This is a genomic window from Pseudomonas sp. LBUM1676 (assembly GCF_059695605.1).
Genome location: NZ_CP166777.1, coordinates 5,849,604 through 5,866,141 on the forward strand (window position 1 = coordinate 5,849,604; position 16,538 = coordinate 5,866,141).

Annotated in this window: 16 protein-coding genes and 1 pseudogene; 7 read left to right on the top strand and 10 right to left on the bottom strand. The window is 57.7% G+C overall.

All coding sequences use genetic code 11. The features are described from left to right. Positions 1-71: 71 nt before the first annotated feature. Together ACA041_RS27005 and ACA041_RS27010 are read left to right on the top strand one after the other, a co-directional pair. The gene (locus tag ACA041_RS27005; RefSeq protein ID WP_007972584.1) at positions 72-665 is read left to right on the top strand and encodes a phosphoheptose isomerase; all 594 of its coding nucleotides are present in this window, start codon (positions 72-74) and stop codon (positions 663-665) included. Beyond that, a complete protein-coding gene (locus ACA041_RS27010; RefSeq protein WP_497438608.1) occupies positions 662-1,240 on the top strand; it encodes a BON domain-containing protein in 579 nt (192 codons plus the stop codon). Before ACA041_RS27005 ends, ACA041_RS27010 begins: the two co-directional genes overlap by 4 nt. Before the next feature lie 163 nt (positions 1,241-1,403). On the opposite strand, the gene ACA041_RS27015 is transcribed toward ACA041_RS27010, so the two are convergent. From ACA041_RS27015 to rplM, 7 genes are all read right to left on the bottom strand, one after another. Beyond that, a complete protein-coding gene (locus ACA041_RS27015; RefSeq protein ID WP_497438609.1) occupies positions 1,404-1,817 on the bottom strand; it encodes a ClpXP protease specificity-enhancing factor in 414 nt (137 codons plus the stop codon). Between the two features lie 16 nt (positions 1,818-1,833). Beyond that, complete coding sequence (locus ACA041_RS27020) at positions 1,834-2,451, bottom strand: glutathione S-transferase N-terminal domain-containing protein (RefSeq protein WP_497438610.1); 618 nt, start codon at positions 2,449-2,451, stop codon at positions 1,834-1,836. Positions 2,452-2,601: 150 nt separating this feature from the next. Further along, entirely contained in the window at positions 2,602-3,384 is a 783-nt protein-coding gene (locus tag ACA041_RS27025) for a cytochrome c1 (RefSeq protein ID WP_497438611.1), read from the bottom strand. Then, positions 3,384-4,595: a cytochrome b gene (locus ACA041_RS27030; protein ID WP_497438612.1), complete on the bottom strand. Its 1,212-nt coding sequence runs from the start codon at positions 4,593-4,595 to the stop codon at positions 3,384-3,386. The genes ACA041_RS27025 and ACA041_RS27030 overlap by 1 nt, the downstream gene beginning before the upstream one ends. After that, positions 4,595-5,188: a ubiquinol-cytochrome c reductase iron-sulfur subunit gene (gene petA, locus ACA041_RS27035; protein WP_497438613.1), complete on the bottom strand. Its 594-nt coding sequence runs from the start codon at positions 5,186-5,188 to the stop codon at positions 4,595-4,597. The genes ACA041_RS27030 and petA overlap by 1 nt, the downstream gene beginning before the upstream one ends. A 266-nt stretch (positions 5,189-5,454) precedes the next feature. Then, entirely contained in the window at positions 5,455-5,847 is a 393-nt protein-coding gene (rpsI, locus tag ACA041_RS27040; protein WP_002555064.1) for a 30S ribosomal protein S9, read from the bottom strand. A gap of 14 nt (positions 5,848-5,861) precedes the next feature. After that, a complete protein-coding gene (rplM, locus tag ACA041_RS27045; RefSeq protein WP_007905295.1) occupies positions 5,862-6,290 on the bottom strand; it encodes a 50S ribosomal protein L13 in 429 nt (142 codons plus the stop codon). 245 nt (positions 6,291-6,535) lie between these two features. On the opposite strand from rplM, the gene ACA041_RS27050 reads away from it, so the two are divergent. Next, the gene (locus ACA041_RS27050) at positions 6,536-7,576 is read left to right on the top strand and encodes an NADP(H)-dependent aldo-keto reductase (protein ID WP_497438614.1); all 1,041 of its coding nucleotides are present in this window, start codon (positions 6,536-6,538) and stop codon (positions 7,574-7,576) included. A gap of 200 nt (positions 7,577-7,776) precedes the next feature. On the opposite strand, the gene ACA041_RS27055 is transcribed toward ACA041_RS27050, so the two are convergent. Next, positions 7,777-8,913: an acyl-CoA dehydrogenase family protein gene (locus ACA041_RS27055; protein ID WP_497438615.1), complete on the bottom strand. Its 1,137-nt coding sequence runs from the start codon at positions 8,911-8,913 to the stop codon at positions 7,777-7,779. Positions 8,914-9,157: 244 nt separating this feature from the next. On the opposite strand from ACA041_RS27055, the gene ACA041_RS27060 reads away from it, so the two are divergent. The 4 genes and pseudogenes from ACA041_RS27060 to ACA041_RS27075 all read left to right on the top strand — a co-directional run bounded on the left by ACA041_RS27060 (position 9,158) and on the right by ACA041_RS27075 (position 13,780). Beyond that, on the top strand, positions 9,158-10,054 hold the full coding sequence (locus ACA041_RS27060) for a GlxA family transcriptional regulator (RefSeq protein WP_497442181.1): 897 nt from the start codon (positions 9,158-9,160) through the stop codon (positions 10,052-10,054). Between the two features lie 559 nt (positions 10,055-10,613). Continuing rightward, positions 10,614-11,501, top strand: coding sequence for a nitrilase family protein (locus ACA041_RS27065; protein ID WP_497442182.1), 888 nt, complete (start codon positions 10,614-10,616; stop codon positions 11,499-11,501). Positions 11,502-11,517: 16 nt separating this feature from the next. Continuing rightward, positions 11,518-12,734, top strand: a pseudogene (locus ACA041_RS27070) (hypothetical protein). A gap of 65 nt (positions 12,735-12,799) precedes the next feature. Beyond that, complete coding sequence (locus ACA041_RS27075; protein WP_497438616.1) at positions 12,800-13,780, top strand: asparaginase; 981 nt, start codon at positions 12,800-12,802, stop codon at positions 13,778-13,780. 201 nt (positions 13,781-13,981) lie between these two features. On the opposite strand, the gene zapE is transcribed toward ACA041_RS27075, so the two are convergent. After that, complete coding sequence (gene zapE, locus ACA041_RS27080; RefSeq protein ID WP_497438617.1) at positions 13,982-15,076, bottom strand: cell division protein ZapE; 1,095 nt, start codon at positions 15,074-15,076, stop codon at positions 13,982-13,984. A 90-nt stretch (positions 15,077-15,166) separates the two neighbouring features. Next, positions 15,167-16,522 carry a tryptophan--tRNA ligase gene (locus ACA041_RS27085; protein WP_497438618.1) on the bottom strand — a complete coding sequence of 452 codons (1,356 nt, stop codon included), beginning with the start codon at positions 16,520-16,522 and terminating at the stop codon, positions 15,167-15,169. Positions 16,523-16,538: the final 16 nt, after the last annotated feature.

A 16,538-nucleotide genomic window follows, 5' to 3' on the forward strand; every position in this document is an offset into this window, starting at 1 on the left:
ACACTTTTGCTCTTTGCTTTGCGGGCTGCACATTCATGTGCCCAGTAGCCGCGCTAATTAAGGTCACACAGATGGACATGCAATCGCGAATTCGCCAGCTTTTTCAGGCCAGTATCGACACCAAGCAACAGGCGATGGAAGTACTTGCACCGCACATCGAGCAAGCCAGCCAGGTCATGGTCAACGCCCTGCTCAACGAGGGCAAAATGCTCTCCTGCGGCAATGGCGGTTCTGCCGGCGATGCCCAGCACTTCTCCTCGGAGCTGCTCAACCGCTTCGAGCGCGAGCGTCCGAGCCTGCCAGCCATCGCGCTGACCACCGACAGCTCGACGATCACCTCGATCGCCAACGACTACAGCTACAACGAGATTTTCTCCAAACAGATCCGCGCCCTCGGCCAGCCGGGCGACGTACTGCTGGCAATTTCCACCAGCGGCAACTCGGCGAACATAATTCAAGCGATCCAGGCCGCACATGATCGCGAAATGATTGTCGTAGCATTGACCGGTCGTGACGGCGGCGGCATGGCGTCCCTGCTTTTGCCCGAGGACGTCGAGATTCGCGTACCGGCCAACGTCACCGCACGTATTCAGGAAGTCCACCTGCTGGCGATCCATTGCCTTTGCGATTTGATCGACAGCCAACTGTTCGGGAGTGAAGAATGACCCCTAATCGCTTAGGCCTACTGGCCTTGACCCTGTGCCTCGGCATCAGCGGCTGCACCTCGGTGGTTAACGCCAGCCGTGAAGCGCCGATCGATGATGACCGCGGCACCCGCACCTTCGGCAGCAAGATCGATGACTCCCTGATCGAAACCAAGGCCGGCGTGAATATCGCCAAGGCCGATCCTGCCCTGGACAACGATTCACATATCGTCATCACCAGCTTCAACGGTGTTGTGTTGCTCGCCGGTCAAACGCCCCGTGCCGATCTCAAGGCCAAGGCCGAACAAGTTGCCGCTGCGGTTCAGCGCGTGAAGAAAGTGCATAACGAACTGCAGGTGCTGGCACCCTCTTCGCTGCTGGCACGCCAGAACGACACCTGGCTGACGACCAAGATCAAGAGCCAGATGCTCACCGATGCCTCCATTCCCGGTTCGCGCATCAAAGTCGTGACCGAAAACGGCATCGTCTACCTGCTGGGCTTGCTGACCAAACAGGAAGCCGCTCAAGCGACCAATCTGGTGCAGGGCGTTTCCGGGGTGCAGAAAATTGTGAAACTGTTCGAATACATCGACTGACAAGCCCTTGTAGGAGCGAGCTTGCTCCGGGCGGCGTTCCGACGAAGGTTGTCAACGATAACGCGGCAAGCCTGACACCCAGCGGCGCTCTCAGGTTTTTCGCGAGCAAGCTCGCTCCTACAGAAGTAATTAAAAAGGCGATCCTTTCGGATCGCCTTTTTTATTACTTCACCACTTTCAAACTTGGCCGACCACTCGGGCGCGGCGGTTCACTGTCGGGTGGCGGAATATCATCATCCTGCTCGATCTCTTCCTCACCATCCATAGGCGACTCCAGATCGAACACCATGCCCTGGCCGTTCTCCCGGGCGTAAATGCCCAGGATCGATGCGATAGGCACGTACAGGGTATGCGGCACGCCACCGAAGCGCCCTTCGAAGCTGACCGCCTCGTTGTCCATGTGCAAATGGCGCACGGCAGCCGGTGATACATTCAGGACAATCTGTCCGTCACTGGCAAAACCCTGGGGCACCTGCACCGACGGATACTCGGAATTGACCAGCATGTGCGGGGTGCAATCGTTGTCCACAATCCACTCGTAGAGCGCGCGGACCAGATAAGGTCGACTGGAGTTCATAGCGGCTCCTTAAGCCTTAGCGCATATCGCGTTCGACACCAGACAGACTCGCCTGGAATGCCTCACGCGCAAACGAGCGCTCCATGTAATCAAGCAGCGGCTTGGCAGGCCGCGGCAGTTCAATGCCCAGAATCGGCAATCGCCAGAGTATTGGCAATAGGCAGCAGTCCACCAGACTTTGTTCCTCGCTGAGGAAAAACGGTTTGTCGGCGAACAACGCCGACACGCCAGTCAGGCTTTCGCGCAGCTCTTTACGAGCCACGACCCGGGCGGCTTCCTTGGTCCGCGAATCCAGGATCAGATCCACCAGACCACACCAGTCACGCTGAATGCGATGAATCAGCAGACGGCTGTTGGCACGCGCCACGGGATAAACCGGCAATAAAGGCGGGTGCGGGTAACGCTCATCCAGATATTCCATCACCACGGTCGACTCCCACAACGCCAGGTCACGATCGACCAGGGTGGGCAGGCTGCCGTAAGGGTTCACTTCAATCAGTTTAGGCGGCTGGCGACCAGCCTCCACGTAAATGATCTCGGCGCTGACACCCTTCTCTGCAAGTACGATACGCACTCGGTGGGAATAGTGGTCGGCGGGGTCGGAGTAACAGGCCAACCGATTGGTCACGCCCATGGCGGTCCTCCTCGCTTGTTGAAATTATCGGAAGCGGAAAAACGAGCGCGCCCAGAGGGCGCCTCCCGTAACGCCTGGATCACCAGGCTCGTTACACCTTCAGAGACGCCCTTGGGCGCGCGCGATTAACAGCAATTGCTTGAAGCTTTATCAGTGCACGTCTTTCCAGTACTCACGCTTGAGCAAGTAGGCGAATACGAAGAAGAACGCCAGGTACAGCAAGACGTAGGTACCGATGCGCTGATGTTGCAGCTTAACCGGGTTAGCCGAGTAGGCGAGGAAGGTTACCAGATTCTTGACCTTCTCATCGAACTGCTCTTCGGTCAGCGTTCCGCTCTTGGGCACGATGGTCAGCTGATCGCACGCTTCATGAGTCAGCGGCGTACCGGTCAGCGGATCATATTGCTTCTTGCCGTCTTCGACGACCTGGACCTGTTTGCAACCGACGACCTGGCGACCTTGCAAGCCGACCAGCACGTTAGGCATCCCGACGTTCGGGAACACCTTGTTGTTCACACCCCAAGGACGCGACGGGTCTTCGTAGAACGATTTCAGGTAACCGTAGAGCCAGTCAGTACCTCGAACACGAGCCACCAGGGTCAGGTCGGGCGGCGCAGCACCAAACCAGGTCTTGGCATCAGCCGGTTGCATGCCGATGCTCATGTGGTCGCCGATCTTGGCGCCAGTGAACACCAGGTTCGACAGCATCAGGTCATGAGGAATACCCAAATCGTCGGCCACACGCTCGTAACGCTGGAACTTGGCGCTGTGGCAGCCCATGCAGTAGTTGGCGAACGTACGTGCACCATCCTGCATCGCGGCCTTGTCGGACACGTCGATGTCGACCTTTTCCAACTCGGGGCCACCGTGTTCTGCCGCAAAGGACAGCACAGGCATGGCAGCAAGAATCAGTACAGCAAATAGCTTTTTCATCAGCCAGTCACCCTTTCCGGAACCGGTTTGGTCTTCTCGAGCCTGGTGTAGAACGGCATCAGAATGAAGTAGGCAAAGTACAGGAAGGTACATACCTGCGACAGCAAGGTACGACCTGGCGTTGGCGCCAGAACACCCAGCACGCCCAGGATCACGAACGAGATGCAGAACACCCAGAGCCAGATCTTGCTCAGCCAGCCTTTGTAGCGCATCGACTTGACCGGGCTACGGTCCAGCCATGGCAGGACGAACAGCACGGCAATGGCTGCACCCATGGCGATCACGCCCAGGAGCTTGTCCGGAATCGCCCGCAAAATCGCGTAGAACGGCGTGAAGTACCAGACCGGAGCGATGTGCTCTGGGGTCTTGAAGGCATTCGCCACTTCGAAGTTCGGCTTCTCGAGGAAGTAGCCGCCCATTTCCGGGAAGAAGAACACGATCGAGCAGAAGATAAACAGGAACACCACCACGCCGACGATATCTTTCACGGTGTAGTACGGGTGGAAGGCAATACCGTCCAGCGGTACGCCGTTTTCGTCCTTGTACTTCTTGATGTCCACGCCGTCCGGGTTGTTCGATCCGACCTCGTGCAGCGCCAGAACGTGCAGCACCACCAGACCGAGAATCACGATCGGCAGCGCCACGACATGCAAGGCGAAGAAGCGGTTCAGGGTAATACCGGAAATCAGGTAGTCACCACGGATCCACTGGGTCAGGTCGTCACCGATAACCGGGATCGCACCGAACAGCGAGATGATCACCTGGGCCCCCCAGTAGGACATCTGGCCCCACGGCAGCAGGTAGCCCATGAAGGCCTCGGCCATCAGCGCCAGGTAGATCAGCATGCCAAAGACCCACACCAGCTCGCGCGGCTTCTGGTACGAACCGTAAAGCAAGCCACGGAACATGTGCAGATAGACCACGACGAAGAACGCCGAAGCGCCGGTGGAATGCAGCAGACGCAGGATCGCGCCGTACTCGACGTCGCGCATGATGTATTCGACGGAAGCAAACGCCTCTTCCGCCGACGGGGTGTAGCTCATGGTCAGCCAGACACCGGTGACGATCTGGTTGACGAGGACGAGCAGCGCCAGGGAGCCAAAGAAATAGAAGAAGTTGAAGTTCTTCGGGGCGTAGTACTTGCTGAGATGGTCTTCCCACATTTTGGTCGCGGGAAAGCGCGCATCAACCCAATCCATGAACTTGCTCATCACGCTTTCTCCGTATCGACGCCAACGACAATGATGTCATCGGTCTCATAGGAATGCGGGGGTACTGGCAGGTTCAAAGGCGCAGGTTGCGACTTGTAGACGCGGCCAGCCATATCGTAATGGGAACCGTGGCAAGGGCAGAAATAACCCCCCACCCAATCCTTGCCCAAGTCAGCAGGCGCCACTTCTGGACGGAAGGTCGGCGAGCAACCCAGGTGCGTACAGATACCGATCAGCAGCAGAACCTCTGGCTTGATCGAACGCGTTTCCGGGTCGACATAGGTCGGTTGTGTCGAGTTCTTGGAGGTAGGGTCAGACAACTGGCCCTCGATCTTTTTCAGATTCCCCAGGATTTCCTCGGTACGGCGGACAATGAACACCGGCTGACCTCGCCACTCAGCAATCATCTGCTGGCCTGGCTCGATTTTGCTGACATTCACTTTCACCGGTGCACCTGCGGCTTTCGCCTTGGCACTGGGAAACCATGACCCCACGAACGGGACCGCAGCCCCCACCGCTCCTGCAGCACCCACCACGGATGTGGCTGCTACCAAGAAGCGACGCCGGCCTGCATTCACGCCGTCATTGCTCATTCAGTCCTCTCCCATCAGCTTTGTGGCCTGTTAAATCAGGCATCTACTAAGTAAAACTATGTACTTATAAAAATTTTGCCGAATGGTAATGAAAAGCCCCAATTCTGACAAGGTAATTACCGAGGGGCTTCACTGCCAAGCCTTGCAGTATAGGGCTTCAGCGGATGTGGCAAGTTGTCACAGAACAATTTCCCGAGAAATCCCGCCCATAAAAAAACGCCCAGCTCCGAAAGGAACTGGGCGTTCTTTTTGAACGCGAAAGCGAATTAACGCTTCGAGTACTGCGGACGCTTACGCGCTTTACGCAGACCGACTTTCTTACGTTCAACTTCACGAGCATCGCGAGTCACGAAGCCAGCTTTGCGCAGAGCGCCACGCAGGGTTTCGTCGTACTGCATCAGCGCGCGAGTGATACCGTGGCGGATTGCGCCAGCTTGACCACTTACACCACCGCCGATCACGGTGACGTAGATGTCGAATTTCTCGACAGTCTCAGTCAATTCCAGCGGCTGACGAACTACCATGCGGGCAGTTTCGCGGCCGAAGAAATTATCCAGCGAACGGTTGTTGATGGAGATGTTACCAGTGCCCGGACGCAGGAAAACGCGTGCGGTTGCGGTCTTGCGACGGCCAGTGCCGTAATTTTGAGTCGCCGACATAATGAACTATTCCGTTAAAACTTCAGTTCTTGGGGCTGCTGAGCAGTATGAGGGTGTACAGCGCCCGCATAGACTTTCAGCTTACGATACATGTCGCGACCCAGCGGGTTCTTAGGCAGCATGCCTTTGACCGCGGTCTCGATCACGCGCTCAGGGGCTTTAGCGATCAGCTTTTCGAAGTTGATCGACTTGATGCCGCCCGGGAAACCGGAGTGGGAGTAGTAGATTTTGTCGGTGGTTTTAGCACCGGTTACACGAATCTGCTCGGCATTGATAACGACGATGTAATCGCCGGTGTCAACGTGAGGAGTGTACTCAGCTTTATGCTTGCCACGCAGACGGCTCGCGATTTCGGTGGCCAGACGACCCAGGGTCTGACCTGCAGCGTCGACGACAAACCAGTCGCGCTGTACTGTTTCCGGTTTAGCAGTAAAAGTTTTCATTCTTTATAGCCTCAGGGGCCGCCCTGTAAATTAGACGGCGGATCTTACTGAATAGTGCGTACTTTGACAAGTCAAAGGCAGCCGGATACAGACGCTTTCGGGGGCTCGGGTCGGCGCGTCCGTTCAACGGCAAGATTCTTCGGCGGCGGCGCATCACTTCCACTGCAGAAAGAGGTGCGCAATTATGCAGATTGCGAAAAATAATTCAACCTGCTTTTATGATTGTTTTGCCCAAGGAGCACCCGATGGACTATCGCCAGCTAGGCCGAACCAATCTGAACGTGAGTGCAATCTGCCTCGGAACCATGACCTGGGGCGAGCAAAACAGCGAGGCTGAAGCCTTCGCCCAGATTGAACGGGCCAAGAGCGCCGGGATCAATTTCATCGACACCGCCGAGATGTATCCGGTACCGCCCAAGGCCGAAACCTACGCCACCACCGAACGCTACATCGGCAATTACTTCAAAAGTCGCGGCGATCGCGCCGACTGGATCCTGGCCAGCAAGATCGCCGGCCCGGGCAACACCATCGATTACATCCGCGATAAAAACCTGCGCCACAACCGCCAGCACATCACCGAAGCCGTGGATGCCAGCCTCAAGCGCCTGCAGACCGACTACATCGATCTTTATCAACTGCACTGGCCGGAGCGCAGCACCAACTTCTTCGGCCAGCTGGGCTACAAACACCAGACCGAAGCCAACCTCACACCCCTGGAGGACACCCTCGAGGCGCTGGACGAACAGGTCAAGGCCGGCAAGATCCGCCACATCGGCCTGTCCAATGAAACGCCGTGGGGCACCATGCGCTTCCTCGCCCTGGCCGAAGCCCGTGGCTGGCCACGCGCGGTGTCGATCCAGAACCCCTACAACCTGCTCAACCGCAGCTTCGAAATCGGCCTGGCGGAAATCGCCATCCGCGAACAGTGCGGCCTGCTGGCCTATTCGCCGCTGGCGTTCGGTTTTCTGTCGGGCAAGTACGAAGGTGGCGCACGTCCTCCAAAAGGCCGCCTGAGCCTGTACAGCCGCTTCAGTCGCTATTTCAATCCACAGTCGGAAGCGGCATGCAGCCGTTATGTGGCATTGGCGCGCGAGCACGGCCTGGATCCGGCGCAGATGGCGCTGGCGTTCGTCACGCAGCAACCGTTCGTCACCAGCAACATCATTGGGGCGACGACGCTGGAACAGCTTGAAAGCAACATTGCGAGTTTCGAGCTGAAACTTTCCGATGAAGTGCTGGCGGGGATCGAGGCGATTCACAAGGATCACCCCAATCCTGCACCATAACCACCCCTGTAGGAGCGAGCTTGCTCGCGATAAACCTGAGGGCGCCGAGGGGTGTCTGGCTTCCAGCGTTATCGTTGACGACCTTCGCGAGCAAGCTCGCTCCTACAAGGATTCTGTGTCGATCACAAAATGGTGATCAACCTCATATCCCCTGTGGGAGCGAGCCTGCTCGCGAAGGCGATCTAACAGTCACCGCTGCATTACAGCGACCGCGCAATAATCTCCTTCATGATCTCATTGGTCCCGGCATAGATCCGCTGCACCCGTGCATCCGCCCAGGCCCGGGCGATCGGGTATTCCCACATGAACCCGTAACCACCATGCAGCTGCACGCACTCGTCGAGCACCTTGCATTGCAGGTCAGTCCCCCAGTACTTGGCCATCGCCGCCGTCGGCACGTCGAGCTTGCCTTGCAGGTGCAGCTCCAGGCAGCGATCGACAAACACCCGGCCGATCTGAATCTCCGTCGCCATCTCCGCCAGCTTGAAGCGAGTGTTCTGGAAGTCCGCAATCGCCTTGCCAAACGCCTTGCGCTCGCGGGTGTAGTCCAACGTCCATTGCAGCGCGGCCTCGGCCGAGGCCAATCCGCCGATGGCAACCGTGAGTCGCTCCTGGGGTAGTTCCTGCATCAGATAGGCAAAACCCATCCCCGCCTGGCCCAGAAGGTTTTCCCTGGGCACCCGGACGTCCTGGAAGAACAGCTCCGAGGTGTCCTGAGCCTTCATGCCGACTTTTTCCAGACGCTTGCCCTTGTCGAAGCCCGGTGTATCCGCCTCGACCAGAAACAGACTGGTGCCCTTCGCGCCGGCTTTCGGATCGGTCTTGGCCACGACAATCACAAGATCAGCCAGAAAACCGTTGGTAATGAATGTCTTCGAACCGTTGATCACATACTCGTCGCCGTCCAGCACCGCGGTGGTCTTTACCCCTTGCAGGTCGGAACCGGCACCTGGCTCGGTCATGGCAATGGCGGTGACCATTTCGCCGGACACCAGTTTTGGCAGGTATTTATGCTTCAGCGCTTCACTGCCGTAATGCAGGATATACGGCGCAACAATGTCTGAATGGAGAGAAAAGCCGATCCCGGTCAGGCCGAGGCGCCCCACCTCTTCGATCACCACGGCGCTATAAAGAAAGTCCGCTCCCAGCCCGCCATATTCTTCCGGCAAGTGCGAACACAGCATCCCCGCCTCCCCCGCCTTGTTCCAGAGTTTGCGGTCGATGTAGCCTTGTTTTTCCCACTGCCCATGGAACGGCACGGCCTCTTTCTCGAGGAAGGTTCGCACGCTGTCACGAAAAAGTTCGTGCTCGGGACTGAACAAGGTTCTGGGGATCATGCGGCACCTATCGTTATTGTTAGAAGGAGTTGTCCTTCAGAGACTATGCCTCGCATTCGATACGGGACACTGGACACATCAGACAAAAAATAAGACGATCCAGCCGTCTGGTGACCACTTTCCCCTATAAGAATAAAGTTGAATTATGTCTAACCGAGCCTCCACGCCCTTGCGGCGCGTCAGCATCCTGGCTATCGACCGGGTTTTCGCTTCCACCCTCATGCAAGCCAAGGATTTCTTCCACCTGGCCAGCCTGCGCTACGGCAAACAACTGGGCCATGGCCTGACTCCTGCGTTCGAGACGCGGCTCGTCAGTCCCGACGGCAAACCGGTCAACAGCTTCAGCGACGTGATCCTGCCGGTGGACGGCGGCCTGGAAAATGCCGACGTCATTATCCTCCCCGCATTCTGGGACGACTTCGAAACCCTTTGCCAACGTTATCCCCAGGTCCTGCCATGGCTACGCCAGCAACACGCGCGCGGCGCGGTGCTGTGTGGCGAGGCCACCGGGGTGTTCTGGCTCGCCGAAGCCGGCTTGCTCGATGGCAAGGAAGCCACCACTTATTGGCGCTTCTTCAACGCCTTCGCCGAGCGCTTCCCGAAGGTCCAGCTCAACCAGGACAAGCACCTGACCGACGCCGACAACCTGTATTGCGCAGGCGGCACCACCTCGGCCTGCGATCTCTACATCTACCTGATCGAGCGCTTCTGCGGCGCCAACGTGGCCCAGGCCGTGGCCCGCGACATCCTCTACGAAGTGCAACGCAGCTACTCGCCGGGACGAATCGGCTTCGGCGGGCAGAAACTGCACCAGGACGTGATCATCCTGCAGATCCAGCACTGGCTCGAAGAACACTTCGCCGACAAATTCCGCTTCGAAGACGTCGCCCGGGAACACGGCATGAGCATCCGCAACTTCATGCGCCGCTTCCAGACCGCCACCGGCGACAAGCCACTGCATTATCTGCAACGCCTGCGCATCGAAACCGCCAAGGGCTTGCTGTCGGGTAGCCGCAAGAGCATCAAGACCATCAGTTATGAGGTGGGTTACGACGATGCGAGCTTCTTTGCGCGGCTGTTCCGCCAACACACGGAATTGTCGCCGAATCAGTACCGGCAGCAGTTTCTGCAAGCGGCATAAGATCGCGCCCACCTGTAGGAGCACAGCTTGCTGGCGATGAACGATGACACGTTTCGCCTGATACACCGCGTTGCTGCAATTGTGGGCAATCGGTGCCTCGCCTAGGCTCGGCATGCCCTCGCTTCGGTCCTGCTCCGTAGGCCCGCCGCCATCGGCCATCCATGGCCGGGGGCGGCAAACCCGGCATTCATGCCGGGTTGCCCACTGCGCAGAACCTCCACTCGGCCTCTCGGGGCGTGCACCGCAACAGCAGAAGCCAAAGTGAGGCGGCCTGACAGCCGACCTGCCCTCGAAGACGCCCCGGCAGCCGACCAATCCATTTCGACCGTACCCAATTCCCCTGTAGGAGCTGCCGAAGGTTCGGGCCGCGTTCGGACGATCTTTTGATTATGCTTCGCCTTGATTCGGCTTCAGATCCGCCGCCCCCGTTCCCCGACCTGTTTTCAGACACGTACTACAACCGAAAAGGAAAAGGCTGACTTTCGTGCATTTGTATCTTCAACGCCTAATAAAACCGCAATTACACATGTTGAAGAACAATAAAAACGAGGTCATCCGTATGAGCGAGTCAACAAGTCCTGTTCGTGTAGCAGTCGTGCAATTCGATCCACAATTCGGCATGGAAAACCGTGAAGGAAATCTGTGCCGCTGCCTGGAATTGGCGCTGGAGGCAGTAAACGACGGTGCAAATCTCATCGTGCTGCCCGAGCTTTCCAGTACCGGCTATTTCTTCACTAACCGACAGGACGCTTTCGAATATTCCGAAGCGGTCCCTGGCGGGCCGTGCGTTCAAAGCTGGATGGACTTCGCCAGCAAACACAAGATTTATCTGGTTGCGGGACTGACCGAACGAGACGGCATGCGACTCTTCAATACCGCTGTCCTGGTTGGCCCCGACGGCTTTATCGGTAAGTACCGCAAAGCCCATTTATGGAACCTTGAAAAACTATGGTTCACCCCGGGAGACATCGGTTTCCCGGTTTTTGATACGCCGATAGGCCGCATCGGGTTGTTGATCTGCTGGGACATCTGGTTCCCGGAGGTACCGCGAATCCTCAGCCAACAAGGCGCGGACATCATTTGCAGCCTGAACAACTGGGTGTGGACGCCTCCGCCGCTGTTCGATGACGCCGGTAAATGCATGGCTTCGTATCTGACAATGACGGCCGCTCACGTCAACAATGTGTTTATTGCAGCCGCCAGCCGGATCGGTGAAGAGCGAGGCGCTCGTTACCTGGGCTGCTCGTTGATTGCTGGCACCAATGGCTGGCCGATTGGCAAAGTGGCTTCAGCGGACAAACAGGAAATACTGTTTGCCGATATTGACCTGACCAGCTCCCGTAGTGCCCCCATCTGGAACAACCTGAACGACCTGCATCGTGATCGTCGCACCGATCTCTACGATCAGATGCTTGGTTACACCCAACACCCTCCTCTCCCACGCTGATCAGGGAGGCCCGATCATGGAACCCAATACCGATACCCATCGGCTGAATCCGCTTGCCAGCAGGAAACTTGATACGTCGATCATCTTGTTGGTGATCGGTACCGGACTGCTGATTACCTGGCTTTCATTCACCCACCGCTCATCCTGGTCAGCCCATTGGCCCGATTACGACCACATGGTGTCAAACCTTCCCGATCCGAGTGCCTGGTTGCGCTGGGTACTGGGAGACATCAGCGAGGTCGCATTCTACAAACACGAGTTCGCTTCCATCGGGTTGCTGGCTGGAGCCTATCTGGCGTACTGGGCAAATCGAACGGGAAAAGTCTGGCAAGGATTTGCCATTTCCTACGGCAGCGGATTATGGCCTTGGCTGATCACCAGTTCGCTCCTTGGACTAGTGTTGAGTAATCTGCTGTGGGGCTGGACGGTCACAGCCACCAGCTGGCAACCCACGTTTGCAGCCTTTGTTTCATTGCCGGCGGCGATGGTGCTGATGTTTGGAAGTGGCTGGAAGGTCACTATCAATGGCGCAATCATGGGTGCCGTGCTGGTCACGCCCATGTGTTTGCTGATCGTTAACTACGTCTGCAATCCAATGGGCTTGCCAGCCGTGATTGGCAATGTTTCTGGTATGGCGGTTGCCAGCGTCCTGGCATTTCTACTCTGCCGTTACGTGCCAAGCCTGGTGAAGTCCGACCCGACTCCCCAGCCCAAGCAATCATCCACCCCCGCCGTTGAACCTGCCAAGACAAAATTCCCGATTACGAAATCATCTGGAGCCTGCGCCGTGTATTGGCGGATTTTTCGGAAGCGCCGTTCTTCGGTAATGAGCTGGCCAGCATCGGCCTGTTGCTGGGTGCATTCCTGGCCTACACCTGGAACCCCATGAGCCCCGCCTATGGCTCGGGCTTGCTGCCGCAACTCATCGGTGCGCAGGCGCTGACGTCTGCCATAGGGGTGGTGATATGGCGTCGACAGTGGATGCGACTTGGTTGGTATCCCACCTACGTTCCACTGGTGTCGGTTGTACCAGCGGCAGTTCTGACATACGGGGGCAGTTGGCAGGTCATTGCGTCAAGCGCAATGCTAGGCGCACTTATCGCCCCACCATTGGCCTGTGCCATTGCCAAGAGGGTGCCAAGCGATATGCACCCATACATCGGTAATGTCCTCTCCATGGCCATCAGTACGCTGCTGATCATTCCGTTTATCGGACTTCTGATAACCGACTGAAGCACTGCCATCAGGCTGGCCTTACCGGTACAGCCTGCTCTCGTCATCTACAAGCGAGGTAAAACATGGATCTGCCCAAACTGGCCATCGCGGCGCTAGGCGGCACCGTGAGCATGCAAGCCGGCCATGTCGGTGCAGGCGTTATCCCGACAGTCAGCGGCGAAACCCTCCTGTCCACGGTTCCGGAACTGAAGAATCTGGCAAGGATCACCGTCGAAACACTGGGACTGCACCTGAGTGCTTCTTTAAGTTTCGAGTTTTTGTTGAGTGTTCTCCACTGGGCGAACTATCAGGTCGAGAGCGGTGCAACCGGTGTTGTCATCACTCAAGGCACGGACACCCTGGAAGAGACTGCGGCTTTTTTTGAATACTTGTGGAGCCATGACGCGCCGCTGGTCCTGACTGGCGCCATGCGCTCTGCAAACCAGGCGGGAGCAGATGGTCCAGCCAATCTGCTGGATGCTTGCCGGGTTGCGCTGGCGCAAAGCAGTCGGTGTCGCGGCGTTCAAGTCGTCATGAGTGGACAGGTTCACCACGCGAGTGCCGTGCGTAAAACCGATTCATTAGCGCTACAAGCATTTTCTTCAGCGATGGTGGGTCCAACGGGCATGCTCCTGGAAGGTGCCGTCCACTATTTTCGGGAGCCGTCCCAACGAAAGCTTTTGCCTTTGCCGCAGCAAACAACCCAGGCGATTGCCCTGCTGGAAAGTACGCTGTCTGCCGATACCCTGTTATTGAATAACATTCTCGAACTGGGTTACGACGGCCTGGTGATTGCTGGTTTCGGAGCGGGTCATGTATCAGAACAATGGGCTGATGTTGTCGAAAAAATCGCAAAGAAAATACCCGTCCTCATTGCGACACGCACCGGATCAGGACCTACCGCTCAATCTTCATACGGTTTTATCGGCAGCGAGATGGATTTGATTCGCAGAGGCGCGTTGATGACTGGCTTTCTCTGTCCACGCAAAGCCCGAATCCTGCTCTGGTTGCTGGTGGGCTGTCAGCGACAGGATGAACTTGCATTTTTTCTCGCTCAAGACTGACCTGTGGGAGCGAGCCTGCTCGCGAAGGCGTCATATCAGTCAACATCATTGTTGGATGAAAGATCGCTTTCGCGAGCAGGCTCGCTCCCACAGGGTATGGGGTGTGCCAGATAGTTTTGGGCTGCCAGCTCCCTCACGGGATTCTGCGGCGCAAAAAAAAGGGCCTGCATTTGCAGGCCCTTTTTTATTTTCCGAATCATCCTACGGCTTATGCGCCCGGGACAGGAATTCGTGGGACTGCATTTCCAGCAAACGACTCAGCGTGCGCTGGAACTCGAAGTTCAGGCGACCGCCGGTGTAGAGGTCCTTCAGCTCGACTTCGGCAGAAATTATCAGCTTCACGTTACGGTCGTAGAACTCGTCGACCATGTTGATAAAGCGCCGGGCGATGTCGTCGGTGGTGACGCTCATCTGCTCGACACCGCTGAGCAGCACGGCGTGGAAGATCTTGCCCAGTTCGATGTAATCGTTCTGGCTGCGCGGGCCGTCGCACAGTTCGCGGAAGTCGAACCAGGCCACGTCATCACAGGTGCGCAAGGCACGGATTTCGCGGTTCTCGATCATCAGCACGTCGTTTTCGATGGCGGCCGTGCATTCCGGGGTCAGGGCGCGGAAGCTCTTGCGCAGGCTTTCGTGGGACGCCTCGTCCAGCGGGAAGTGGAACAGTTCGGCTTGTTCCAGGTGGCGCAGACGGTAATCGACGCCGCTGTCGACGTTGACGATTTCGGTGTTCTGCTTGATCAGCGCAATGGCCGGCAGGAACCGCGCACGCTGCAGGCCATCCTTGTACAGACCGTCCGGCACGATGTTCGACGTTGCGACCAGCGTTACGCCGTTCTTGAACAGTTCTTCCATCAGCGTGCCGAGGATCATCGCGTCGGTGATGTCGGACACGAAGAACTCATCGAAGCAGATCACCCTTGCTTCGTCGGAAAATCGTTTGGCGATGATGGTCAGCGGGTTCTTCTCGCCGCCCAGGGTCTTCATCTCTTCGTGCACGCGCTTCATGAAGCGGTGGAAGTGGGTGCGGACCTTTTCCTTGAACGGCAGCGCCTCGAAGAAGGTATCGACCAGGTAGGTCTTGCCGCGGCCCACGCCGCCCCAGAAGTACAGGCCCTTGACCGGTGCCTGTTCTTTCTTGCCAAACAGCTTGCCGAGCAGGCCCGGTTTGTTGTTCGACGCAGCAACCAGATCGTCGTACAGGCGCTGCAAATGGCGCACTGCAGTTTCCTGCGCGGCGTCATGGAAGAATTCCGGGCGTTTCAGATCAGCTTGATATCGTTCTAGGGGCGTCATAATTCGTTAGCAAGGCAACAAAAACGGGCCGTCACTGTAGCGACGGCCCGGGGGAATGGCAATCGGCCCTTGGTCGGACCGAGCCGTTGATTATTCCTGAACCGGGGTCAGGGCAACTCGCAAGGCATCGATGGCGACGTCGCGAGCGGCGTTGTCAGCAAATGTCGGGCTGTCGCCCACGCACTCACCTTCCAGCCAGACACTGAAGCTGCGGTCTTCACTGCGCACATCCAGCGGCTGGCCCGATTGCAATTGCTTGGTCACTTGCCCTGCGGTCTTGCCGTCGGCGAAGTTGCGCGACAGCAGCAGTTGCTCGCCATCGGCCGCCAGCAGACGGAAACGGAAACTGCTGTCTTCTTCGCGGAAACTGACAAAACGCGCGGCTTTCGCGACTTTCTTCTTGGTGGTCGCTGCCACTTGGGTCTGGGCCACGAAAGAGCGCAGGCCGACCGCTTCACGCAGCTCGTGGAGGAAGGGAGTCGCCACCGAGCGAGCCTTTTTGGCGCCGGTTTGCAGGATGTCTTCCAGATCAGCCGGACGTTCGATCAGCTGGTGATACCGCTCGCGGGACTCACCCAGTTCGTTGTCCAGCAGTTGGAACAGACGGTTTTTCGCCTCGCCCCAACCCAGGCCCTGGAGCAATTCGCTGCGGAACTCATCGGACTGCGCAGGAGTGGCGAAGGCCTGGAACAAGGTGAACAGGTGCGAGTTGTCTGGATCTTTCGCTTCGCCCGGCGCCCGGGAGTCGGTGACGATCCGCGAGATCGCGTCCTTCATTTCCTTGGCGCTGCTGAACAACGGAATGGTGTTGTCGTAGCTTTTCGACATCTTGCGACCGTCGAGGCCTGGCAGCGTGGCGACGCTTTCTTCGATCAGCGCCTCGGGCATGGTGAAGAACTCTTTACCCTGACCAAACAGGTGGTTGAAGCGCTGGCCGATGTCCCGGGCCATTTCCACGTGCTGAATCTGGTCCCGACCGACCGGCACCTTGTGCGCGTTGAACATCAGAATGTCCGCGGCCATCAGCACCGGGTAGCTGTACAGGCCCATGGTGATGCCGGCGTCCGGGTCTTCGCCGGTCTCGACGTTCTTGTCCACCGAGGCCTTGTAGGCATGGGCACGGTTTAGCAGGCCCTTGGCGGCGACGCAGGTCAGCAGCCAGGTCAGTTCAGGGATTTCCGGGATGTCGGACTGGCGGTAGAAGGTCACGCGGTCCACATCCAGGCCACCGGCCAGCCAGGTCGCGGCGATTTCCAGACGCGAACGCTGGATGCGCAGCGGGTCATCGCATTTGATCAGGGCGTGGTAGTCGGCCAGGAAGTAGAACGAATCGGCATTGCTGTCGCGACTGGCCAGGATCGCCGGGCGGATGGCGCCGGCATAGTTGCCCAGGTGCGGCGTGCCGGTGGTGGTGATGCCGGTGAGGATACGGGTACGAGTCGTCATGGGTAATCGCTTGTCA

What these genes read in the sequence shown, in the direction of transcription:
- ACA041_RS27005 (WP_007972584.1), top strand. Translation starts at nt 72, where the DNA reads ATGGACATGCAATCGCGAATTCGCCAGCTTTTTCAGGCCAGTATCGAC.
- ACA041_RS27010 (WP_497438608.1), top strand. Translation starts at nt 662, where the DNA reads ATGACCCCTAATCGCTTAGGCCTACTGGCCTTGACCCTGTGCCTCGGC.
- ACA041_RS27015 (WP_497438609.1), bottom strand. Translation starts at nt 1,817, where the DNA reads ATGAACTCCAGTCGACCTTATCTGGTCCGCGCGCTCTACGAGTGGATT.
- ACA041_RS27020 (WP_497438610.1), bottom strand. Translation starts at nt 2,451, where the DNA reads ATGGGCGTGACCAATCGGTTGGCCTGTTACTCCGACCCCGCCGACCAC.
- ACA041_RS27025 (WP_497438611.1), bottom strand. Translation starts at nt 3,384, where the DNA reads ATGAAAAAGCTATTTGCTGTACTGATTCTTGCTGCCATGCCTGTGCTG.
- ACA041_RS27030 (WP_497438612.1), bottom strand. Translation starts at nt 4,595, where the DNA reads ATGAGCAAGTTCATGGATTGGGTTGATGCGCGCTTTCCCGCGACCAAA.
- petA (WP_497438613.1), bottom strand. Translation starts at nt 5,188, where the DNA reads ATGAGCAATGACGGCGTGAATGCAGGCCGGCGTCGCTTCTTGGTAGCA.
- rpsI (WP_002555064.1), bottom strand. Translation starts at nt 5,847, where the DNA reads ATGTCGGCGACTCAAAATTACGGCACTGGCCGTCGCAAGACCGCAACC.
- rplM (WP_007905295.1), bottom strand. Translation starts at nt 6,290, where the DNA reads ATGAAAACTTTTACTGCTAAACCGGAAACAGTACAGCGCGACTGGTTT.
- ACA041_RS27050 (WP_497438614.1), top strand. Translation starts at nt 6,536, where the DNA reads ATGGACTATCGCCAGCTAGGCCGAACCAATCTGAACGTGAGTGCAATC.
- ACA041_RS27055 (WP_497438615.1), bottom strand. Translation starts at nt 8,913, where the DNA reads ATGATCCCCAGAACCTTGTTCAGTCCCGAGCACGAACTTTTTCGTGAC.
- ACA041_RS27065 (WP_497442182.1), top strand. Translation starts at nt 10,614, where the DNA reads ATGAGCGAGTCAACAAGTCCTGTTCGTGTAGCAGTCGTGCAATTCGAT.
- ACA041_RS27075 (WP_497438616.1), top strand. Translation starts at nt 12,800, where the DNA reads ATGGATCTGCCCAAACTGGCCATCGCGGCGCTAGGCGGCACCGTGAGC.
- zapE (WP_497438617.1), bottom strand. Translation starts at nt 15,076, where the DNA reads ATGACGCCCCTAGAACGATATCAAGCTGATCTGAAACGCCCGGAATTC.
- ACA041_RS27085 (WP_497438618.1), bottom strand. Translation starts at nt 16,522, where the DNA reads ATGACGACTCGTACCCGTATCCTCACCGGCATCACCACCACCGGCACG.